Source organism: Nonomuraea basaltis, from assembly GCF_005893125.1.
GTDB lineage: Bacteria > Actinomycetota > Actinomycetes > Streptosporangiales > Streptosporangiaceae > Nonomuraea > Nonomuraea basaltis.
Genome location: NZ_VCJS01000081.1, coordinates 30,724 through 51,635, shown reverse-complemented (window position 1 = coordinate 51,635; position 20,912 = coordinate 30,724). Strand labels below are relative to the sequence as shown.

General features: G+C 71.1%; 17 protein-coding genes. 5 read left to right on the top strand and 12 right to left on the bottom strand.

The features are described 5' to 3' along the window. Window positions 1-1,856: ATP-binding protein (locus tag EJK15_RS32940; RefSeq protein ID WP_138714385.1), on the bottom strand; the 1,856-nt coding region annotated here is incomplete at its 3' end. Beyond that, window positions 1,853-4,183 (bottom strand): helix-turn-helix transcriptional regulator, encoded by a 2,331-nt coding sequence (locus EJK15_RS32935; protein WP_138714384.1) that lies wholly within the window; start codon window positions 4,181-4,183, stop codon window positions 1,853-1,855. The genes EJK15_RS32940 and EJK15_RS32935, both read right to left, overlap by 4 nt. 270 nt (window positions 4,184-4,453) lie before the next feature. On the opposite strand from EJK15_RS32935, the gene EJK15_RS32930 reads away from it, so the two are divergent. From EJK15_RS32930 to EJK15_RS32920, 3 genes are read left to right on the top strand one after another with little or no spacing between them, the layout of a single operon-like run. Then, window positions 4,454-5,236 (top strand): alpha/beta fold hydrolase, encoded by a 783-nt coding sequence (locus tag EJK15_RS32930; protein ID WP_171074663.1) that lies wholly within the window; start codon window positions 4,454-4,456, stop codon window positions 5,234-5,236. After that, a complete protein-coding gene (locus EJK15_RS32925; protein ID WP_138714382.1) occupies window positions 5,229-6,623 on the top strand; it encodes a hypothetical protein in 1,395 nt (464 codons plus the stop codon). Before EJK15_RS32930 ends, EJK15_RS32925 begins: the two co-directional genes overlap by 8 nt. Further along, window positions 6,620-7,045, top strand: a complete 426-nt coding sequence (locus EJK15_RS32920; protein WP_138714381.1) for an archease — start codon at window positions 6,620-6,622, stop codon at window positions 7,043-7,045. Before EJK15_RS32925 ends, EJK15_RS32920 begins: the two co-directional genes overlap by 4 nt. Here EJK15_RS32920 and EJK15_RS32915 read toward each other — a convergent pair. From EJK15_RS32915 to EJK15_RS32900, 4 genes are all read right to left on the bottom strand, one after another. Next, window positions 7,042-8,466, bottom strand: coding sequence for an RtcB family protein (locus EJK15_RS32915; protein ID WP_138714380.1), 1,425 nt, complete (start codon window positions 8,464-8,466; stop codon window positions 7,042-7,044). The genes EJK15_RS32920 and EJK15_RS32915 overlap by 4 nt on opposite strands. A 22-nt stretch (window positions 8,467-8,488) precedes the next feature. Continuing rightward, window positions 8,489-9,673 carry an SRPBCC family protein gene (locus EJK15_RS32910; RefSeq protein ID WP_138714379.1) on the bottom strand — a complete coding sequence of 395 codons (1,185 nt, stop codon included), beginning with the start codon at window positions 9,671-9,673 and terminating at the stop codon, window positions 8,489-8,491. A 93-nt stretch (window positions 9,674-9,766) separates the two neighbouring features. After that, window positions 9,767-10,435 carry a polysaccharide lyase family 7 protein gene (locus EJK15_RS32905; protein WP_206061236.1) on the bottom strand — a complete coding sequence of 223 codons (669 nt, stop codon included), beginning with the start codon at window positions 10,433-10,435 and terminating at the stop codon, window positions 9,767-9,769. An 81-nt stretch (window positions 10,436-10,516) separates the two neighbouring features. After that, window positions 10,517-13,465, bottom strand: coding sequence for a discoidin domain-containing protein (locus EJK15_RS32900; protein WP_206061235.1), 2,949 nt, complete (start codon window positions 13,463-13,465; stop codon window positions 10,517-10,519). A gap of 121 nt (window positions 13,466-13,586) precedes the next feature. Between EJK15_RS32900 and EJK15_RS32895 the strand changes: the two genes are divergently transcribed. Further along, a complete protein-coding gene (locus tag EJK15_RS32895) occupies window positions 13,587-14,171 on the top strand; it encodes a hypothetical protein (RefSeq protein ID WP_138714378.1) in 585 nt (194 codons plus the stop codon). A gap of 5 nt (window positions 14,172-14,176) precedes the next feature. Next, complete coding sequence (locus EJK15_RS32890; RefSeq protein ID WP_138714377.1) at window positions 14,177-14,929, top strand: fibronectin type III domain-containing protein; 753 nt, start codon at window positions 14,177-14,179, stop codon at window positions 14,927-14,929. A 108-nt stretch (window positions 14,930-15,037) separates the two neighbouring features. Here the strand turns inward: EJK15_RS32890 and EJK15_RS32885 are convergent, their stop codons facing one another. The 6 genes from EJK15_RS32885 to EJK15_RS32860 all read right to left on the bottom strand — a co-directional run bounded on the left by EJK15_RS32885 (window position 15,038) and on the right by EJK15_RS32860 (window position 20,887). After that, a complete protein-coding gene (locus EJK15_RS32885) occupies window positions 15,038-15,925 on the bottom strand; it encodes an aldo/keto reductase (RefSeq protein ID WP_138714376.1) in 888 nt (295 codons plus the stop codon). Next, a complete protein-coding gene (locus EJK15_RS32880; RefSeq protein ID WP_138714375.1) occupies window positions 15,922-16,218 on the bottom strand; it encodes a cupin domain-containing protein in 297 nt (98 codons plus the stop codon). The genes EJK15_RS32885 and EJK15_RS32880 overlap by 4 nt, the downstream gene beginning before the upstream one ends. A gap of 106 nt (window positions 16,219-16,324) precedes the next feature. After that, the gene (locus EJK15_RS32875; protein ID WP_138714374.1) at window positions 16,325-17,227 is read right to left on the bottom strand and encodes a carbohydrate ABC transporter permease; all 903 of its coding nucleotides are present in this window, start codon (window positions 17,225-17,227) and stop codon (window positions 16,325-16,327) included. A gap of 8 nt (window positions 17,228-17,235) precedes the next feature. After that, window positions 17,236-18,153 (bottom strand): carbohydrate ABC transporter permease, encoded by a 918-nt coding sequence (locus EJK15_RS32870; protein ID WP_138714373.1) that lies wholly within the window; start codon window positions 18,151-18,153, stop codon window positions 17,236-17,238. Further along, window positions 18,150-19,577: an ABC transporter substrate-binding protein gene (locus EJK15_RS32865; protein ID WP_138714372.1), complete on the bottom strand. Its 1,428-nt coding sequence runs from the start codon at window positions 19,575-19,577 to the stop codon at window positions 18,150-18,152. The genes EJK15_RS32870 and EJK15_RS32865 overlap by 4 nt, the downstream gene beginning before the upstream one ends. 14 nt (window positions 19,578-19,591) lie before the next feature. Next, window positions 19,592-20,887, bottom strand: coding sequence for an alpha-L-fucosidase (locus EJK15_RS32860; RefSeq protein ID WP_138714371.1), 1,296 nt, complete (start codon window positions 20,885-20,887; stop codon window positions 19,592-19,594). Window positions 20,888-20,912 lie beyond the last annotated feature (25 nt).

Below are 20,912 nucleotides of genomic sequence, written 5' to 3'. Positions count from 1 at the left end.
CCTTCGTGGTCCCCCCGCGCCCCCGCCACCCACGCCAGCACCTCCATGCACTGGGTGAGGCACCACCGGTCGTCGATTTTCCTGGTGAAATCGGCGGCCGCCGTCACCAGCGCCTCCGTGCGCGGCCAGTCGCCCATGTTCCACCGGGCGACACCGAGCGCCAGCTGCGCGTACGCGCGGGATACCACGGCGTGCTGCCGCTCGCACAGGGCCAGCACCTCCTCGGCGAACTCGGCGGCCTGGCCGGGGTTCTCGACCGAGCCGTACGTGGCGGCGAAGTAGAGGTTGAACATGACGCCGTCCAGGTCGTCCATGGCGCGGTGGAGGGCGAGGGACTCCCGCAGCAGCGCGAGACCGCGCCGGGGGTCGCCGGTGGAGAACGCGGCGACGCCCGAGGTCCGGATCGCGTACGGCAGGATGCGCTCGTACCCGGGCCGGCGGACGATGGCCTGGCACTCCTCCAGCCGCGGCAGCGCCGCCGAGACGTCTCCTTGGCGCAGGGCGAGCATGCTGTCCACCCAGAGCGCCGTCGCCCGAGCGGGGCCGGACTCCGGCACCCGTTCCAGGCCGCGTTCCAGCCAGTACCGGCCCTCGGCGAGCGAGCCGACGAGGAGCCAGAAGCACCACATCGCCGAAGCGGTGGCCAGCCCCGCGGACGCCAGCGGCGGGTCGGTCAGGCACGATTCGAGCGCGGCCCGCACGTTGGGGAGCTCGGTCCGCATGAGCCGGTACCGTTCGAGCTGGTCCGAGACCATCCGGTCGATCCGGTGCCTGTCCACCAGGTCCCGGTAGTGGCGGACGTAGCGGGGGCGCAGCAGCCGCCGGTCGGAGGGCGTCAGCTGCTCCCAGCCGTACGCGCGCAGGCACTCCAGCATGCGATACCTGACCCCGGCCTCCCCCCGCTCGCCGACCAGGATCGACTTGTCCACCAGCCCGTCCAGCAGATCGAGCACGTCGAGATCGTCGATGCCCTCACCGCAGCACACCGCCTCGGCGGTCTCGATGTCGACCCCGCCGGGGAACATGGACAGCCGCGTCCACAGCCGCCGCTCCTCCGCCGAGCACAGGCGGAAGCTCCAGTCCATGGTCGCGCGCAGCGTCCGATGGCGCGGCAGCGTGCCGGGGGTGTCTGCCGCCGGCACGTCGAACCGCTCGTCCAGCTCGCGCGCCAGGCCCTCGAGTGACGAGGCGCGCAGCCGCGCCACGGCCAGCTCGATCGCCAGCGGGATGCCCTCCAGACGCCGGGCCAGCCGCGCCACCAGCGCCATGTTGCCCGCGTTCAGCGAGAAGCCGGGCACGAGGTGCGCCGCGCGCTCCACGAACAGGCGGACGGCGTCGTGGCGGGCGATCTCCTTGAGGGGGCGGTCCGGGTCCGGCACGGACAGCGCCGGGACCGCCAGCACCTGCTCGCCGTACACACCGAGCGTGTGCCTGCTGGTCGCCAGGATCCGCAGCCGGGGCGAGGTCCGCAGCAGCCGGTCCGCGAGCCGGGCGCAGCCCTCGCGCAGGTGCTCGCAGTTGTCCAGGACCAGCAGCATCCGCCGGCCCGACAGGTAGTCCACCAGCACCTTCATGGGGTCGGGGCCCGCCTCGCGCAGCCCCAGCGCCGCGGCGACCGCCGGCACCAGCAGGTCGGCGGTCTCCAGCGTGGCCAGCTCGATGACCTCCACGCCGTCCGGGTACGCCCCCTGGAGGTTCTCCGCGACCCTGAGCGCCAGCCGGGTCTTGCCGACGCCGCCCGGGCCGGTCAAGGTGAGCAGCCGGCTGGTGGACAGCATCCTCCGGGCCATGGACAGCTCGAGTTTGCGCCCGACGAAGCTGGACTTGTCGGTCAACAGGCCGACGCTGGAGGTCATGAGGAGCTCCCGGGAGGCGATGGGGCCTGCTCGCCGACCCAGGCGGCGATCTGGGCCCGCGAATTGAACCCGAGCTTGCACAGGATGTGCTCGACGTGTGCCTCGGCGGTGCGCTGGGCGATCACCAGCGAGGCCGCGATGGCCTTGTTGCTCATGCCCTTGGAGACGAGCCGGGCGATCTCCATCTCCCTCGGGGTGAGCGGCGAGGGCTCGCGCGTCTTCCTGCCCGCCGGCGCGCTCTCGCCCATCGCGTACGCGACCGCCTCGGCGCAGTTCAGCTCGGTGCCCTTGTGGAAGGCGGCGTCGAACGCGCTGCCGCCGAGGCTTTCCCGCGCCATCGTCTCGGCGGTGTCGTGGAAGCCGGCCAGGTAGCCGAACATGGGACCGCCGAACGACTGCCAGTTCTGCTGCGAGGCCCCGAGCAGCACCGCGGCGCGCTCGGCCTGGTCGTCGGCGGCCATCCAGGCCAGCGCCTCCACACACAGCGCGATGCCCAGCCGGTCGTCGAAGGGCTGCTTGAGCCGGATGGCCTCGCGCTCCATCTCGACGCCCCGCGCCGTGTCGCCCTGCTTCCACATCTCGATCCCGAACACCCACAGCGTGTACGACCTGAACCAGTGCTCGTGGCGGGCCTCGCAGATCGCCAGGCACTCCTTGAACAGCGCGACGGCCTGGTCGGAGCGGCCGAGCAGGGTGTGCGCGGTGGCGAGGTACATCATCGAGTTCACGACGCCCATCTCGTCGCCGGCCGCGCGGTTGCCGTCGACCGCCTGGGAGAGCAGGTCCACCGCGCCGGCCGGGTCCCGCTTGATCAGCGCCGTGAGGCCGGAGACGTACGCGGCTCCCGCCAGGACCGACGCGTCGTCGAGCCCGCGGCCCAGGTCGACGCACCCGTCCAGCATCGCCTCCGCCACCTCGAAGTCGCTCTGCAGGACCGCCAGGCGGGCGTTGACGCACAGGGCCCTGGCGCGGGCGAGGGTCGGCTCCACGCCGGTGGTGAGCAGGCGGTCGAGCCAGCCGCGTCCCTCGCGCAGGGCGCCTGCCGCGATCCAGTAGAACCGCAGCGCCGTGGCGATGGCCAGGCCGGCCTCCGCCTCGCCCGGCGTCGAGAGGCAGTAGTCCAGGGCGGTGCGGAGGTTGCCGTGCTCGGCGCGCAGGCGCGTGAACCAGGTCACTTGATCGGGGCCGTACCAGCCGTGCTGGGCGCGGGTCGTGAGGTCCCGGTACCAGTCGCGATGCCGGGCCTTCAGCTCCGCCTCCTCGCCCGACTCCCGCAGCCGTTCGCGGCCGTACTGGCGGATGGTCTCCAGCAGCCGGTACCGCATCATCGACGGGTGCTCCTCGCGCGCCAGCACGGACTTCTCGACCAGGCCGTTCACCAGGTCGAAGATCTCCTCGGGGGCGATGCCGTTCCCGGAGCAGACCTGCTCGGCCGCCTCCAGGTCCAGGCCGCCTGAGAACACGGAGAGCCGGCTCCAGAGCAGCTTCTCCTGCTCGGTGCACAGGGCGTAGCTCCAGTCGATCAGCGCGCGCAGCGTCTGCTGGCGCGGCATGGCGGTACGCACACCCGACGTGAGCAGCCGGAACCGGTCGTCCAGCCGGGCGAGCAACTGCTCCACGGACAACGCCCGCAGCCGGACCGCCGCCAGCTCGATCGCCAGCGGGATGCCGTCCAGCCGCCGGCAGATCCGCGCCACGCTCTCTCGGTTGGCCTCGGTGATCTCGAAGCCCGGGAGGATGGCCTGCGCCCGCTCGGCGAACAGCCGCACCGCGTCGGAATGCCGCAGCGACTCCGCGGACGGCCGCACACCGTCCGTGTCCGGCACCGACAGCGGCGGCAGGGCCATCATCCGCTCGCCCCCGACGCCGAGCGCCTGCCGGCTGGTGGCCAGGATCCGCAGGCCGGGCGCGGAGCGGATCAGCGTGTCCGCCATGACGGCGCAGTCCTCCAGCAGGTGCTCGCAGTTGTCCAGGATCACGAGGATCTGCTTGTCCCGCAGGTGGTCGACGAGCACGTCGATCGGCGGCCGCAGGGAACGGTCGTGGATCTCCAGGGTTTCGGTCACCGTCTGGACGAGCAGCTCCGGGCTCTCCAGCGCGGCGAGCTCGACCAGCCACACGCCGTCGTGGAAGGTCCGCCGCAAATCGAAGCCGACGCGCAGGGACAGCCTCGACTTGCCGACGCCCCCCACGCCGACCAGTGTCACCAGCCTGGCCTCGGAAAGCAGCCGTTTGACCTCGGCTATCTCATGCCGCCGGCCCACGAAGGTGTTCAGCTCCGCGGGCAGGCCGCCGACGCTCGAAACGTTCGGCGCGGCCATGGTCATGATTTCTCCAACGACTCAGGCGCCCGGGTCACCATGACGCTCATGTCGAGTCACCACAAAACCAGGTTATGTCCGGTCCGTTTTGATCCTCACCATCTAGCGCCCTCGATCGCACCCATCGGACCCCGGCGGATGATGGCCGGGCAAAAACACGTGCACATCCCGGCAAAAAACACCGATCACTCCTCTGCGGAACGACACGCGCACGGCGCTTGGGTTTCGCGGCGTTCGTACGGGCACCTGTGGTTGTGCACCCATAGGAGTGAACGGATGATGAAGCGCACAGGGATTGAACGCGACGCAGAGCTCGAACGGCGGACGGTCAAGGTCGGCGACTGGTCGGTGACCGCGTGGCGGCGCCTGCCGGAGGTGGACGACGGCGCGCCGCCCGTGGTCTGCGTGCACGGCGCGGGCATCTCGAGCAGGGAGCTGCGGCCGCTGGTCGCGGCGCTGGGGGAGCACGTGCCGGCGTGGACCGTGGACCTGCCGGGATTCGGGCGGAGCACGAAACCGCCCCATCCGATGGGCTTGCCCGCGCTCGCCGACGCACTGGCCGGCTGGCTGGCGGCCGAGGAACTGCCGCCCGCCTGCCTGGCGGGCTGCTCGTTCGGCTGCCAGCTCGCCGTCGACGTGGCGGTGCGATACCCCGAACGGGTGGGGTCGCTCGTCCTGATCGGGCCGACGGTCGATCCGATGGCGAGGTCCTGGCCGCGGCTCCTCGCCGGGTGGCTGCGCAACTCCGTGCGGGAGGACCCCCGTATGGCGCCGCTCAACGTCGCCGACTACCGGGATGCGGGGCTGCGGCAGGTCCTGGCCAGTTTCCGCGCGGCGATGCGGGACCGGGTGGAGGACAAACTGCCGCACGTCAGCGTGCCGACACTGGTCGTGAGGGGAGAGTTCGACAGGATGGTCTCGCAGGAGTGGGCCGAGGAGGTCACCCGCCTGACGCCGTCGGCCAGGCTGGTCATCGTGCCGGGGATGCCGCACATGATCCCGTTCCGCGGACCGGAGGCGCTGATGCCGATCATCAGGGAGTTCGCCGCCGATGCGTAAACCGATGCACAAGTACGCCGCCTCCTTCGACTCGGCCACCGGCATGCTCCGCGCGCTCTCCCGCTACCTGCGCGGACGCGACGTCCCCATGCTCGGGCAGCTGCCCGGCGCCGTCGAGCCGCTCGTGTCCGGAGCCCTGGGGGCGGCGAACCGGCTGCCCCGCGGCCTGGCCGAGCGGGCGTACGCGATGGCCGGGTGGACCGAGGCGAGCGCGCCCGCGAAGCTGGCCGAGCTGCGCTCCGACCCGCTCGCGGAGTGGATCGTCGGCCACTACCCCCGTCGCCGCTACCCGGTGGTGTTCGCCGGCTCGGCCTCGGGGGCGCTCGTCCACCTGGCCGCGGCCCTCGGCGCGCCGTGGCTGCCGCAGACCCTCCTCCTCCCGGTACGCCAGCGCGGCGGCCACCCCGACGCGCCCCGTGACAGCCTGCGCCTCGTCCGCCCGGCCGGCGAGGCCATGCTCGCCGCCAACCCCGACTTGGTCCTGCACCACATGCACGACGCGAACCAGGACCGCCTGATGATCGGGGGAATGTCCTACTTCCGGATCAAGTGGCGGCGTCTGCCGCGCGCCTACCGGGACTTCCTCCAGGACTGCCTGGCGCCCGGCGGCACGCTCGTCATCTCCGACTGCGGCCTGCGCTGGCCCACGACCCGCATCGGCGAGCGGTACGTCTTCCAGCACGGCGCGCTCGGGGGCCTCACCCCCGGGGAATACCGCACGGGAACCCCCGAGATCGCCCGCTACCTGGCCCGCCACGGCTCTCCGTACCGCCACTGGGACGCCCCCGAGCCGGACGGCGACGGCCCGGAGGCGGAATGGGGGTTCGAGCCGGAGCTGCTGGACGACCTGCGGGAGGCCGCCCCCCGGACGGCCCAGCTCAGCTTCGCCGACCCGGAGGCCCTCAGCCCGGCGGTCGCCGACCTCTACCGCTCCTGGTACGACAAGCGCGGCCTCCCCGGAGACCGGCTGCTGGCCGAATCGTTCGTGCTGCTGGAGCCGTGGTGGACGCTGCGCACGGGGTCGGTGCCGTTCTGGATGGTGTTCAACGGTGAGCGCTCGCGCCAGGCGCTGCTGTCCTACCTCGACCGGTCGGAGCCGTTCGACGAGATCCGCCTGACGCTCTTCTCGCACGGCGTGGAGTCGCCGGGGATCGCCCCGATCGACGCGTGGCGGGAGGCGCTGGGCAGGGCGGGGAAGATCGGGGTCTTCGCCGGGGTCGACCCGCGCGCGTTCCCCCGGGACTTCGCCGTCTTCGCCCGCACGCACCGGGACCTGACGCGGATGCGGACCACGTACCCGATGCCCCTGGCCATGCCCCTGCCCGAGACGGAGGACGCGCTGGTGGCGCGCGAGGACGTGACCTGGACAGTGGAGGGAACGGTATGAGCAGAGGCCATCGGGCGGTGCCGCACACCGCCGACATCGCAGTGGAGGCGTGGGCGGACAGCCGGGAGGGCTGCCTGGCCGAGGCGGTGCGAGGCCTGGTGGAGAGCTTCGCCGACATCGGGCGGGCGCGGCCGGACGACAGCGTGACGTTCGTGGTGACCGAGGAGAGCGACGAAGAGGTGCTCGCCGCGGTGCTGCAGGAGGTGATCTACCAGATCGAGGTGTCCGGCCGGCTGGCCGTGGACGTGTCGACCGACGAGCCGACCGAATTCCCGGTGGAGCGGGTGGAGGTGCGCCTGGCCACCGTCCCGGTGGAGACGGTCGAGCAGATCGGCGCGATGCCCAAGGCGGTGGCCCAGCACAACCTGCGGTTCGGCCGGGCGGGCGGGGTGTGGTGGGCGCACGTCGTGGTGGACGTCTAGCCTTTCACCACGCCCACGGGCGCGAGCTTGGCCACCTTGCGGGCCAGGCCCGCCAGCACGCAGGCCTCGACCACCGCGTCCAGATCCTTGTACGCCTCGGGCGTCTCCTCGGCCAGGCCGCGGGCGGAAGCGCCGCGCACGGCGATCCCCGCGTGCGCCAGCTCCGCCCGCAACTCGGCGGCCTTGGTGGTCTTGAGCGCCTGGTGGCGGCTCAACCGGCGACCGGCCCCATGGCAGGCCGAGGCGAAGGCGGGAGCGTCCGGCACGCCGGCCAGCACATACGAGCCCACCCCCATCGACCCGGGCACCAGCACCGGCTGCCCCAGCGGGCGCAGGTCGGGCGGCAGATCCTCGTGGCCCGGCGGCAGCGCCAGGGTCGCGCCCTTGCGGTGCACGCACAGGCGGCGGGCCCGGCCGCCCACCTGATGGGTTTCCAGCTTGGCGAGGTTGTGCGACACGTCGTACAGCAGGCTCAGCTCGCCGTGGCCGATGGCGCGGTCGAAGGCGCGGCGGGCGGCCTGGCCGAGCAGCTGCCGGTTGGCGCGGCCGTAGTTGGCGGCGGCGGCCATCGCCGCCAGGTACGCCCGGCCCTCGGGAGAGGTGACCGGCGCGCAGGCCAGCTGCTTGTCCGGCACGCTGATGCCGTACCTGGTCATCGCCGCCTGCATGGTCCGCACGGCGTCGGTGCAGATCTGGTGACCCAGCCCGCGCGACCCGGTGTGGATCATCACGCACACGCGCCCCGGCCACAGACCGTACGCCTGCGCGATCGCCTCGTCGTAGATCTCGGCGACCGCCTCGACCTCCAGGAAGTGGTTGCCCGAGCCGAGGCTGCCGACCTGCCGCGCACCGCGCTCGCGCGCCCGGGCGCCGATCGCGGCCGGGTCGGCGTCGGCGACGGCGCCGCGGTCCTCGCAACGGTCCAGGTCGCCGGGCTCGCCGTGACCCTGCTCGACGGCGTACCGGGCGCCGCCCGCCAGGATCCCCTCGAGCTCGTCCCGGTTGCGCAGCGTCCACACCGCCCCCTTGCTCATGCCGCGCGGGATCGCCGCGTCCAGGGCGTCCATCAGCGGGCTCAGGCGCGGCCGGAGCCGGTCGACGTGCAGGTCGGCGAGGAGCAGCCGGACGCCGCAGGAGATGTCGAACCCGACGCCGCCGGGCGAGACCACGCCGCCGTCGTCGACGTCGGTCGCCGCGACCCCGCCGATCGGGAACCCGTACCCCCAGTGCATGTCGGGCATCGCGTAGGCGGCCTCGACGATGCCGGGCAGCGTGGCCACCGCCGCCACCTGACCGAGCGCCTGATCCTCCGACAGGTCCGGCAGCAGGTCCCGGGTGGCGAACACCACGCCGGGCACGCGCATCGCGCCCTCCGGCTCGATCCGCCACCGGTACGGCTCCTCCTCGACCAAGTGGACCATCGGGGCCACCTCGCCCTTCCGCTCACGCGCCTCGCACGCCGACCCGCTGCATCTCCACGTACGACTTCAGCCGCATCAGGTCCTCCCGCAGCCGGTGCGCCGGGTCCGCGCCGAGCAGCCGGGCCACGGCGTGGCCGGCCGCGCCCGCCACCGGGTTGTAGGTGAGGTGCACCTGGACCCGGGTCCTGCCGTCGGCCTGCTCCGCCAGGCGCAGCGCGCCGGTGTGGGCGATGAGCTCGCCCTCGGCGGACTTCCACGCGATCTCCTGGGCCTCCTCGCGCCTGGTCTCGGTGGCGTCGAACCGGATCGCCGTCCCGGCCGGCCCGCTGATCACCCAGTGGGACGTCCGGCCGTCGGCGGAGCGGCGCACCTCCCGCACGTCCGGCATGAACCGGGGGAAGATCGAATAGTCGCTCACCAGCGCCCAGACGTCCGAGGCGGGCGCGTCGATCGAGACGGCGTCGGTGATGTCGACCGCGCGCCGGCCGGCGTTGACCCCGGTCAGGCGGCGCATCGGGAGATTCGTCGCCACCCGGGCGGCCAGCACCGCACCCGCGCCGCGCAGCGCCCACGCCAACGGCCGGGGCAGCCCGCGCGACAGCGCCCACATGCCGGCGGCGGCCGTGCCGGCCAGGAACCTGGCGGTCGGCGACCACTGCTGCTGCAGCAGCTCGGGCACCGGCTCGCGGCGCCGGCTCACGCCCTGCAACCGAAACGTCTCCGCGGCGTCGCGGTGGGCGGCCCAGTTCGCCTCGACCCGTTTGACGCCGGGGACGCGCCGGACCGCCCGCTGGGCCCGCTCGTTCTCGTCGGCCAGCACGTCGCCGGACAGCGTCACGACGCGGTCCTGGACGTGGACCTCCACCGCGTGCGGGCGGCTGACGTGGCGGCCCAGCTCCGCCCGTACGCGCTCGTACAGCACCCGGTCGTCGACCCACCGGCCGGCCACGCGGTACCTCATGGCCGCGGCCGAGCCCCGGCTCCGGTTGGTCATGTCCCGGCTCAGCACGCCCAGGCCGTCGCGCAGCTCGTGCGTCGCGTGCGCGGCCTTGTCCCGGCCCCGGGCCCGGCGGGCCCGCCCTCGCACCGGATCGAACAGGTACGCGACCGCGGCCCCGGCGCAGAAGCCCAGCCCGGCCGCGACGACGCTCCTCGGCGGGAACGGCCGCGGCTCCTCAGTGGTCCTGGCAAAAGTCCTCGCGCGCATGGCGATACCCCCTCGTGCTCACCCCTCGAGCAGAGCGGCTACCCGGCAGCCCTGCCCCCTAACGGTGAGCACCGCCCCGGACCCGGCGGGAGCCTATCTGACCCAGTAGCGGAGGTCGCGGAACCGGGCCTCGGCCCGGCTGGCGCCGTGGTGGTAGACGCCGTTCTTGAAGTGGCGCGTGGCGGGGCCGCGGTCGGCGACCGTCAGCACGTGGCGGTCGTCGACGTACACGTCGATCTTGCCGGATCCGGCGTCGTGCGCGACCTTGAGGTTCCACCACGTGTTGTACGCGCCGGTCTTGAGTACCGTGCCGGTGTAGTGCCTGATCGTGCCGCCGTTCTGGTTGTAGGCGTTGACCATGAAGTCGGTCGCCGGCGTGCCGGACGGGCGCCTGATCCGGAGGATCTGCATGATCGTGGCGCCGTCGGTGCCCGACGGGACGTAGACGTCGGCGTCCCACATGTGCCGGCCGGAGCTGTACTCCTGCTGCCAGCGCATCTCGGTGCGGGGATCGGTCGCCGAGCCCTCCGACATGGGCTCGTCGGTGGAGTAGACCCACAGGCGGTGCGTGCCCGTCGCCGGGTCGTGGGAGTAGCGCTGGCTCAGGGACAGGTTCCAGGGCTTCTGGAGGGAGTAGGTGAAGCTCGCCTGCCGCCAGCCGTCGGTCGGATCGGCTGCGCTCGCCCGGGCGGCGGGCGCGGCGGATGCGAACGTGGCCAGCACGACGGCCAGCGTCGTCACGGTGGTGCGCCGACTCGGCATGGGATCACTCCTCGGGTCCGGCTGGAAGGGGAACGTGGTCCTGGCGTTTCCTGTGGTCCATGTGAACGGGCCGGCCCCGGATCAGCCCAGCGAGAGCCGGTCCAGGTCGGGTGCGGCGGCCGCGTCGTTGTGGATCTTGATGGTGTTGGCCCCGGCCCGCAGCGTGACGGGAACGGACGTGGTGTACGGCGTGTTGTTGCCCACGCCGCTCACCTTCACCTCGACCGGTGTACCGCCGTTGACGGTGACGGAGTAGGAGCGCTCACCGTTGACGGTGAAGTCGATGAACAGCGTGTACTCGCGCGCCTCGGCCACCGTGACGTCCTCGAACAGCACGTACGCGTCCGGGCCGCCGCCGAGGTTGCGTACCTTCTGCCCGCCGGAGCAGGGCGAGCAGTTCGTGATGCCGGCGTTGCCGAGCTGGTTGCGCGAGTCCTCGGCCTCGCGGACGAACACCCGGTCGGCCGGGCGGGGCCGGATCCGCAGCTGCCTCGTGACCGTGTTCGGCCGGCCGAGCACCTGGAACGACGCCGTGATCGGGATGTCGACCGGCGTCACGTCCTGGCCGGGCGGCGAGGTCAGGGTCCACGTGCCGGCCAGCGTGTGCCCGAGCCGCATCGTGGTCGCCGTCGCGGCGGCGCCGTCGATCGACCAGCCCGCGGGCACGGCCGGGACGAGCGTGACGCGGTCGAGCGCGTCGTCGGCGTCGAGGCGCAGCTTCGCCGACACCTTCATCGACTGCTGCCCGGGGCCTGCCCACTGCAGGCCGGAGGGGTCGACCGTCATGGTGGTCTTGGGCACGTACGACGCGGGCGGCATCGGCGCGACCGCGATCCGGTCGACGCCGGGCCCCTTGGCGGCCATGCTGAACAGCGTGATCGTGTTGGCCCCCGCGCGCAGCGAGACGGGCAGCGAGGTGGAGGCGGGCACGCCCGCGTTGTCCCCCGGAACCTGGACCTCGACCGGAGTGGCGCCGTTCACGCCCACCGAGAGGGAGGTCGCCGCGGCGGCGGTGTGGTCGAGCTGCAGCCGGTACTCGCCCGCCGCGGCCACCGTGGCCTCGCGATAGGTGACCGCGTTGCGCGGGCCGCCGCCCAGCCCGCCGGCCTTCGCCGCGCCGGAACACGCCGGGCACGGCTCGACGCGGGCCGTGCCGGACCGGTGCTGCGCCTCGGCCTCCAGCGGCACGGGAACGGCGAGCGACTGCGGGTAGCCGTGCGCGACCCGGATCTCGTCGATCTGGAGCTGCCGGTGGAAGCGCGGCGCCTGCGGGCCGGCCCAGGTGTCCAGCACCTCCAGCTTGACGTACCGGGTGTGCTGCTCGCCGAGGTCGATGAACTGCGCGCCGCGGGCGCTGCGCAGCGCGCCGGCGCGCACGGGCTCGCCCCACCGCTTCCCGTCGTCGCTCACGTAGACCCGGTAGTCCTTGATCCGCGCGGAGTCCTCGGGGCGGCCGAACGTCTCCCGCGCGTACGTCGGCGACCATTCGCGCTGGCTGACCGCCAGGTAGGAGGCCTTCCTGGCCCGGCCGAGGTCCAGCGTCACCGACACGGGGAGCCGGGCGTCGCTGTCCCAGTACGTCTCGTGGCTGCCGTCCACCAGGGCGCTCGCGGGGTGGTCCGCGCGCGAGGAGGACGCGGTGGCCCTGAGGGCCGGCTGGTCGTAGAAGTGCTGCTGCCCGGCCGTCTCCACCTTGAACACGGTGTCGTACGGGTCCCATCGGGTGACGCCGAGGATCGTCAGGTGGCCGCCGGACTGGCTGAAGCGCAGCCGCTCGCCGGTGCGCAGGTCGCTCACCCGGGTCACCCGGTAGCCGTTGTCGCGCAGCCGCACCAGGTCGGTGCTGGGCCTGGTCACCACATGCACGTACTGGACCTTCGCGCCGCCGCGCCCGACGGTGACGACGCCGTGGGCGCCGTCGTTCCAGAAGCCGGGCTGCATGCCGCCGTACATGTAGCCGCCGCCCTCGGTGCCGCCCAGCGACTCCTTGATCGGCGGGACCCAGGTGGACATGAAGTCGTTGAACGCCTCCTGCTGGGGCGGGAAGCGGCCGTTCACCATCGGGGTCTCGGCCATCAGCGACTTCATCGACGAGCCGGCGTTGGTGATGTAGCGGCCGGTGCTGAGCCGGAAGTCGACCGGGTGGCTGCCGCCGTCGTACCACCAGTCGCCGGTGGTGGGCAGCTTGTAGTCGGCCTCCACCAGGCGCGGCATCGGGGTCCACGCCGCCTGCGGGTAGTCGTACGGCGGGGTCATGCCGGTCTTCTGCTCGTTGCTGACCGTGTCCATGATCGGGGTGTCCTCGTTGTTGTTGCTCAGCAACCAGGACGGACGCCGCTCCCGGATCTGCTCGTAGAGCCGGTTCTGCTCCCAGTACTCGTTGTCGTTGTCGATCCAGAACCCGGCCAGATCCGAATATTTCTCCATGACTTCGAAGAACAGGTCATAGCTGTACATGCCAAACCCGGCGCGCGTCGTCAGGTCGACCTGCCGGCCCTTGTACGCGGAGTACGCGGCCGAGTCGAGTGTCTCGACGCCCTGCTCGTTGTGCCATTGGGGGTCGTCGGTCATGTAGAGGATGACCCGGACGTCCTTCGCCTTCCCGGCGTTCACCAGCTCGCCGAGGAAGTCCCGGCGCGTGGCGCAGCTCCCGGGGATCTCGGACGGCCATGGGCGCGCGTAGCCCAGCCTGCTGTGGAAGGTGGCCAGCACGATGTACGAGGCGCCCAGCTTGCGGGCCTCGTCGACCCAGTAGTCCGGGGTCCAGCCGCCCTCCGTGACGTCACGCTCCCAGGCCGCGCAGTCCAGGTGCCGCGGCGCGGTGAACATGCCCCAGTGCAGGAACAGGCCCGCCGTGGAGTCGCGTAACCACCGCTGCCGCGGATGCTCGACCTCGGCGCGGGCGGCGGGGGCGGTGAGCAGGCCGGCGATCACCGCGAGGACGAGGGCGGCGCAGGCGGTGCGGGCTCGAAGTCTCATGGGATCGCTTTCCTCGGCGGGGGTGGCCAGCAGGACGACTTCCTCAGACATCCGATGAATACAGCAGGTGAGCGGTGTCGTCAAGAGGATGGTTCACTGGCTCTCTTGACGCATGGTGAAGAGAAGTGGTCCTATGAATTCCAATAGGAAAGTTTCCTAATCTGGAGGACGGATGCGACTACTCCTCGCGGGCACGTCGGCGGTCCTGCTGCTCTTACCTGCTCTGCCCGCCTCAGCCGACCCCGTCGAGTCCGGCCCGTGGACGTCGTACTCGCCGACGTTCACCGTGCAGGAACGCGGCTGCGGCGACGTCAGCGACCTGACCTTCAGGCTGAGCTGCTCCACGAGCAGCGGCGACCAGCGGGCCGAGCGGCGCTACGCCACCTACTCCAGCGGCACCCGTCAGTTCGAGGGCCACTTCAGGATCACCAGCCTGGAGGGCAGCCGCATCAGCCTGAAGCAGACGTTCAAGACGACCGGCCCGTTCTTCATGCTCGCCGTCGAGCGCGGCGGCCGGCTGTACGCCGTGCACGGCGGCACCACGATCGCCACCGGCGCGACGGTCGGCACCACGGTCCGCGTCAACACCGTCCACGTGGTCGGCAGCACCCATCGCACCTACATCAACGGGTCGCTGAAGCACACGGTGGACAGCGAGAGCGGCAGCTTCTACGACAAGTTCGGCGCCTACCGGACCAACAGCGGCCAGGGTCCCGCCACGGTCCAGTGGAGCGGCATCCAGTTCTGGCGGAAGTAGGGGTGATGCGGGCTCTGGCGGCGGTCCTCCCGCTCCTGCTGCTGATCGCGGCCTGCTCGGCTCCGCAGCGGCAGGCGGCGGGGCCGCAGGAGCAGGCTGCGGCATCCCCGCAGGGGCGGGTCTCGGCCCCCGGGGAGCAGGCGGCGATTCGGCTGTCGGCCGAGCTCGTGTCGCCGGACGACATCGCGCTGCGCTGGGACGGCCGGGACCCGGACGCCGCCGGGCGCGTCCTCGAGTTCGCCACCGAGCCCGGCGGCCCGTACACGATCCTGGCCTTCCTGCCTCCCGAGCAGGCCACCTTCACCCATCCCGACCTCATCCCGCACACGACGTTCCACTACCGCCTGCGGCCCTACTACGGACGGCCGTCCGCGCCGGTCGAGGTGAGGCTGGGCGGCGGGCCGCACCAGGAGCCGGAGCCCGGCTGGTCGCAGCCACGCACGATCGCCGGCGGGCCGCGGGGCACGCTGCCCACCGGGAGCGGGCAGGCCGCCCCGGCCGGCCTCAAGGCGACCGTCACGCAGGCCGACGGCGTCGCCTTCACCTGGACCGACCGCTCCGGCGACGAGGACGGCTTCCTCCTGGAGAACCGGCCGGCGGGCCGGGCCGGCTTCCGGGTGGTGGCCGCCCTCGATCCCGACGTCAACGCCTTCGGCCTGGTCACGCTGCCCGAGGAGAGACGGGCGGCGTACCGGGTGCGGGCGTTCCGCTACGGGCCGCCGTCGAACGTCGTCCACCGGACGACCGGCGGCGAGTGAGGCGCTAATCATCCTACCTTTCCACGTGACGCGAACGCCTGGACGCATAGTGCCGGGGGAGTCGCTGTCGGCCAATGATCGGATGTCCGAAAGAGCTAAACGGCCCCTTCACGTGACGAGTGCGTCCCAGAAGGCGCTGGTGGTGGGGTGGTGCAGGGCCCGCAGGTCGGCGTTGACATGAGCGGGGTCATGGGCGCCGACGAGGACGGTGCTCACCGCAGGATGCCGCAGGGGGAACTGCAGGGCCGCGGCCGGCAGGGGTACTCCGTGGCGGGCGCACGTGGCGGCGAGGGCGTGGACCTCGGCGGGAGCGTCCCGGGGCGGACGGTCGGCGGCCAGCAGGCCGCGGTGCAGCAGGCTGGCCGCGATGACCGGGATGCCGCGGTCCACGCAGAGCGGGAGCAGCTCGTCGAAGGCCGTGCGGCGGAGGAGCGTGACCTGGTTGGCGGCCAGCAGCAGGTCCAGGTCGGTGTGCTTGACGAAGTCCACCAGCATGCGCGACTGGTTCATGCCCACGCCGATGGCGCGCACGACGCCCTGGGCCCGCAGGTCCGCCAGCGCCGGGTAGGCCTCGTCGAGGGCCTGCGGCCAGTGGCGGTCGGGGTCGTGGATGAGGAGGATGTCCACGTGGTCGAGGCCCAGCCGGTCCAGGGACTCCGAGACGCTGCGCAGCACCCCGTCGCGGCTGAAGTCCCACTCGATGTGGTGGTCGCCGGGCACGGCGAAGCCGCCGGAGTCGCCGGGGCCGGGGCGCACCAGGCGGCCGACCTTGGTGGACAGGACGAACTCCGCCCGGGGATGTTCGCGCAGCGCGCGGCCCATCCGCCGCTCCGACAGGCCGAGGCCGTAGAAGGGGGCGGTGTCGAAGTAGCGGATGCCGGACTCCCACGCCTTGTCCATCACCGCCTGGGCCTGGGCGTCGGAGACGGGGTGGAGGTAGTTGCCGAGCGGGCCCCCGCCCAGGCCCACGAGGGGGAGCGGGACGGGAGACGTCATGCGGGCACCAGGTGCAGCCAGGTGGTGACCACCTCGGAGACAGCCTCCAGGTGATGGTCCTCGCCGGCCTCCACGATGAGCACGTCACCTCCGGTGAACTCCGAAATTTCGCCGTTGATATGTACGTGCCCGGTGCCGGAAAGGATGAGGAAGATCTCCGGATCCGGGTGCGTATGACGGCCCTTGGCGTGGCTCATCTCGCCGGGCACGAGCGTCGATACCCCGCCCGACTCCACCCGGAAGCCGGGCAGCGACACCCCGGCTCCCATGTCCGCCAGCGTGCTCCTACGCATGGACACCCGCCTTCTTGGCGGCCGCTTCGCCGGAGGCGACGTCGAGGCGGTCGACGGCGGCCACGGTGGATTCCGGCTCGTGTTTGTCCTTTACGTGGTCCAAGGGTTACCTTCCTGCGATTCCGGTGAGCGTGACGCCCCGGATGAACGTCTTTTGAGCCAGGAAGAACACGACAAGGATGGGGACCATCGACATGAGCGCGACGGCCATCATCTGGTTGTACTGGGTGACGTAGACGCCGTTGAACATGCCCAGCCCCTGCGCCAGGGTGATCTTCTCCATCGAGCGCAGGTAGATGGAGTTCTCCAGATACTGGTTCCAGTTGCCGACGAAGGAGAACAGGCAGATCGCCGCGATCGCGGGCTTGGCCAGCGGCAACATGACGCTCCACAGGATGCGCAGCTCCGAGGCCCCGTCGATGCGGGCCGCGTCGATGAGCTCCTGCGGGATCGTGGTGAAGAACTGCCGCAGCAGGAAGATGTAGAGCGCCACGCCGAAGAACTCCGGCACGACCAGCGGCAGATAGGTGTCCACCCACCCGAGCTTGGAGAAGATCACGAACTTGGGCACCAGCGTGATCTCCCGCGGGATCATCATGGTCGCCAGCAGTGCCGCGAACATGAACCCCGCCGCCCGCGCCCGCATCCGGGCGAAGGCGTACGCGGGCAGGACGCAGGAGATGAGGTTCCCCGCCATGGACAGCGCGGTGATCACGATGGTGTTCAGCAGGAACCTGGTGAACGGCAGCGAGCCCGTCCAGCCCTTGACGTAGTTGTCGAAGTGGAAGGAGTCGGGCAGCCACTGGGGCGGGAAGGCCAGGTTCTCGGCGTCGGACTTGAGCGAGGTGGTCAGCATCCACAGGAACGGCAGCAGGAACACCGCCGAGCTGACGGCCAGCAGGACGTAGGCGCCGCTGCGCCTGATCCGCCTGACGCGCTCGGCCTGCTCCGAGGTCAGGGGCGTGCCCGGCCTGGTACGCGCGGGCTTGGGCGCGGTCTCGACGAGCATCGTCGACCTCACTTGAACTCGTAGTGCACCCAGCGCCTGGCCAGGCTGAACTGGATCGCGGTCACGACGATGACCAGCAGGAACATGGCCCACGACAGCGTGGCCGCGTATCCCATGTCGAAGTAGACGAAGGCGTGCCGGTAGATGTAGAGCCCCAGCACCATCGTCGCGTTGCCGGGACCGCCCTCCGTCATGACCAGGATGAGCACGTAGCTCTGCAGCGCGGCGATGAATCCGGTCACCACGTTGAAGAAGATGACCGGCGACATCATCGGCACCGTCACGCTCCAGAACCTGCGCCACCACCCGGCGCCGTCGATCTCGGCCGCCTCGTAGAGCGTCTTCGGGATGCCCTGCAGCCCGGCCAGGTAGATGACGATCGTGTTGCCCGCGCCCCACACGCTCATCAGCACGAGCCCGGGGATGGCCCACTCCTGCGAGGCCAGCCAGCCGGGGCCCTCGATGCCGACCGAGGCGAGCATCTTGTTGATCAGCCCGTAGTCGGGGTGCAGGATGTTCAGCCACAGCAGCGCGGTGGCCAGGCCCGACACCACCGACGGCAGGTACATCACGGTGCGGAACAGGCCCTGGAAGCGCAGCGGCTGGTTGAGCAGCAGCGCCAGCAGGAACGTGAAGGTCACGCCGAGCGTCACCGCGCCCAGGCCGTACTGCACGGTGTTCTCGATCGACTCCCAGAACTCGGGGTCGCTGAGCATGCGCTCGTAGTTGGCCAGGCCCACCCATTGCGGCGGCTGGAGCAGGTTCCACTTCATGAAGCTGAGCACCACCGCCGCGACGATCGGCCCGGCGCTGAAGAGGATGAACCCGACCAGCCACGGCGACACGAACAGGTGGAAGCGCCGGGCCTCCCGGCGGGCCAGCGTGGTGCTCGCCCGCCGGGACCCGCCGGCGCTCACGGCGGTCATGCGATCTTGTTCTCGGCCAGGACCGGCGTCACCTTGGCGGCGATCTCCTTCAGCGCGTCGTCCACGCCGATCTTGCCGAGCTGCGCCCGCTCCCAGATCGGCAGGGCGGTGTCCACGACCTTCTTGTTGGCCGGCAGTCGCAGCACGCCGTCGTCCGAGGCGTAATCGGCCATGATCTTCTTGACCAGGTCCGCCTCCTGCGCCGGGATGCCGAGCGCCTTGGCGTTGTCCTCCCACGCGGACTGGCGGGCCGGCGCGGCGATCCGGCGGAACTTGTAGCCGGAGGCCGACAGGTACTCGTGCATGTAGATCCAGGCGGCGTCTTTGTTCTGCGACGATTCCGCCATCACCAGCGCGCTGCCGACGGCCGGGGTGGTGCGGCCCTCCGGCCCCTTGGGCACCTGCGTGGCGCCCCACTTGAACGCCTTCTGCTTGGACAGCTCCAGCATGAGCCACGCGCCGTTGACGAACAGGGCCGCGTGCCCGGACTTGAACGGATCGACCTTCTCCAGCAACTGCAACTCGGCCAGGCTCGGCGTCGCCTTGTCCTTGAGCAGCAGGTCCAGCCAGCGGGCCATGACGTCCCTGGCATTCGGCTCGGTGATCAGCACCTTGGACTCGGTCTCGTCCAGGAACCGCCCGCCGAACGGCATCAGGTACACGGAGCTCAGGTCGGGCGACGGCTTCGGCATCGGCGAGACGCCGTAGATCTTCTCCACGCCCGATCCGCTGGTCATCTTCTTGGCCGTCTCGAAGAGCTTGTCCCACGTCCAGCTCTCGTCCGGGTACTCCAGCCCGGCCTTGTCGAACAGGTCCTTGTTGTAGAACAGCAGCTTGGGCGCCATGTCGGTGGGCAGCCCGTACAGGGCGCCGTCCCGCTTGAAGTAGCCGAGCCCGGCCTGCGGGATGTCGTCCATGTCGAATTCGGGCGTCTTGGCGATGTAGTCGTCCAGCGAATGCAGGACCTTGTTGGCGATGAGGTTCTGCGTCCAGGAGTAGTGGTTGTAGAGCACGTCGGGCAGCGTGCCGCCGGCCGCCTGCGCCATGTACTTGGTGAGGAACTGGTCGAACGGCGCCGACTCGCGCTTGATCTCGATGTTCGGGTGGCGCTTCTTGAAGAAGAAGTCGAACTGCGCGTTGCGCACTTCGGTGACGGCGTCCGTGGTGAGCGCCACCGTGATCACCACCTTGGACGCCGGGTCGGGAACGTCCGTCTTCGGCCAAGTCAGCGAGTTGTTGAGCTGCTCGGCCTCCTCGAACGGCCAGGCGTCGCTGCTCGGCCGGTTCGGGTCGATGAGCTGCGCGCCCGACTTGACCGGGGCCGCGGCCTGCTTCTGCTGGCGGCTGTCGCCACAGGCGGACAGCGCGGGGACGGCCGCGGCGGCAACCGCCAGGGCCAGCATCTGCCGACGGTTCATTTCCATGGGGGGTGGGCCTTTCACAGGAAGAGCTCGATCACCGGCACCGCCACGTCGGGGCGCTGCACCGGGAGCTGCAGGGTCAGGGTGCCGGGCGGCAGCGCGCCCAGCTTGGTGTGGCCGCTGTCCACGTGCGGATCGGGGACCAGCGTGCGGATCTCCGAGGCGTCGTTGAGCAGCTGCGCGTAGCGCACCTTCCCCGCAAGCCCGGGCAGGTGCAGGTGCCGGAACGGCCAGGCGAACAGGTGCACGTAGAGCCGGTCGCCGCGCTGGGTGTAGCGGCAGTCCGGCGGCGGCACGTACGCGCTGGGCCCGGCGCCGTAGATGGCGCGGCCGTGCAGCCGCGTCCACTCCCCGATGCCGCGCAGCGTCTCCAGCGCACGGGGATCGAACGCGCCGCGCCCGTTCGGCCCGACGTTGAGCAGCAGGTTGCCATCCTTGGAGACGGTGTCCACCAGCATGCGCACGAGCAGGTCCACGGGCTTGTAGTCGAGGTTGTCGCGGTCGTAGCCCCAGCTGCCGTTGAGGGTCTGGCACGCCTCCCAGACCCGGTCCGGCGGGGCGGGCGGCTGGAACTGCTCGGGCGTGGTGAAGTCGCCGGGGATCTCCAGGCGGTCGTTGATCAGGATGTCTGGCTGCAGCCTGCGGACCAGCGCCGCCAGCTCCTCAGAGCGCCAGTCCGCCGCGCCCTTGGCTCCGGGGGTGAGCCGGCCGTTTCTGACTCTCTTGGAGTAGGAGAAGTCAAACCACATGGTGTCGATTCGGCCATAGCGGGTAAGCAGCTCTTCGACCTGGCTGTGTAAATAGGACTGGTAGATCTCGATATTTCGGTCATCGTGGGTCACACCTTCGGCGTACGCCGGGTGCAGGCCGTCGATCGGGAAGTGCGGGTGGTGCCAATCGATCAGCGAGTGGTAGAAGCCCACCCCGAGCTCGCGAGCCCGGAACGCTTCGACGATCGGGCCGACGAGGTCCTTGCCGTACGGCGTGTTCGCGACCGAGTAGTCGGTGCAGGCCGAGTCCCACAGGCAGAAGCCGTCGTGGTGCTTGGTGGTCAGTACCACGTAGCGCATCCCCGCGCCGGCCGCCGCCTCCGCCCAGGCGTCCGGGTCGAACAGGTCGGGGTCGAAGTGGTCGAAGTAGGGCTGGTACTGCTCGTCGGTGAGGCGCTCGCGCTGCTTGACCCACTCGTGGCGGGCGGCGAGCGCGTACAGGCCCCAGTGGATGAACAAGCCGAACCGTTGCTCACGGAATTCCGCCAGCCGGGCGGCAGAGGTCGGATGAGTCGGGACGTCTTGCGGGAGTCCGTGAGGCATGGCCGTACCGTAGACCTGGTAATTA

What these genes read in the sequence shown, in the direction of transcription:
- EJK15_RS32935 (WP_138714384.1), bottom strand. Translation starts at nt 4,183, where the DNA reads ATGACCATGGCCGCGCCGAACGTTTCGAGCGTCGGCGGCCTGCCCGCG.
- EJK15_RS32930 (WP_171074663.1), top strand. Translation starts at nt 4,454, where the DNA reads ATGATGAAGCGCACAGGGATTGAACGCGACGCAGAGCTCGAACGGCGG.
- EJK15_RS32925 (WP_138714382.1), top strand. Translation starts at nt 5,229, where the DNA reads ATGCGTAAACCGATGCACAAGTACGCCGCCTCCTTCGACTCGGCCACC.
- EJK15_RS32920 (WP_138714381.1), top strand. Translation starts at nt 6,620, where the DNA reads ATGAGCAGAGGCCATCGGGCGGTGCCGCACACCGCCGACATCGCAGTG.
- EJK15_RS32915 (WP_138714380.1), bottom strand. Translation starts at nt 8,466, where the DNA reads ATGGTCCACTTGGTCGAGGAGGAGCCGTACCGGTGGCGGATCGAGCCG.
- EJK15_RS32910 (WP_138714379.1), bottom strand. Translation starts at nt 9,673, where the DNA reads ATGCGCGCGAGGACTTTTGCCAGGACCACTGAGGAGCCGCGGCCGTTC.
- EJK15_RS32905 (WP_206061236.1), bottom strand. Translation starts at nt 10,435, where the DNA reads ATGCCGAGTCGGCGCACCACCGTGACGACGCTGGCCGTCGTGCTGGCC.
- EJK15_RS32900 (WP_206061235.1), bottom strand. Translation starts at nt 13,465, where the DNA reads ATGTCTGAGGAAGTCGTCCTGCTGGCCACCCCCGCCGAGGAAAGCGAT.
- EJK15_RS32895 (WP_138714378.1), top strand. Translation starts at nt 13,587, where the DNA reads ATGCGACTACTCCTCGCGGGCACGTCGGCGGTCCTGCTGCTCTTACCT.
- EJK15_RS32890 (WP_138714377.1), top strand. Translation starts at nt 14,177, where the DNA reads ATGCGGGCTCTGGCGGCGGTCCTCCCGCTCCTGCTGCTGATCGCGGCC.
- EJK15_RS32885 (WP_138714376.1), bottom strand. Translation starts at nt 15,925, where the DNA reads ATGACGTCTCCCGTCCCGCTCCCCCTCGTGGGCCTGGGCGGGGGCCCG.
- EJK15_RS32880 (WP_138714375.1), bottom strand. Translation starts at nt 16,218, where the DNA reads ATGCGTAGGAGCACGCTGGCGGACATGGGAGCCGGGGTGTCGCTGCCC.
- EJK15_RS32875 (WP_138714374.1), bottom strand. Translation starts at nt 17,227, where the DNA reads ATGCTCGTCGAGACCGCGCCCAAGCCCGCGCGTACCAGGCCGGGCACG.
- EJK15_RS32870 (WP_138714373.1), bottom strand. Translation starts at nt 18,153, where the DNA reads ATGACCGCCGTGAGCGCCGGCGGGTCCCGGCGGGCGAGCACCACGCTG.
- EJK15_RS32865 (WP_138714372.1), bottom strand. Translation starts at nt 19,577, where the DNA reads ATGGAAATGAACCGTCGGCAGATGCTGGCCCTGGCGGTTGCCGCCGCG.
- EJK15_RS32860 (WP_138714371.1), bottom strand. Translation starts at nt 20,887, where the DNA reads ATGCCTCACGGACTCCCGCAAGACGTCCCGACTCATCCGACCTCTGCC.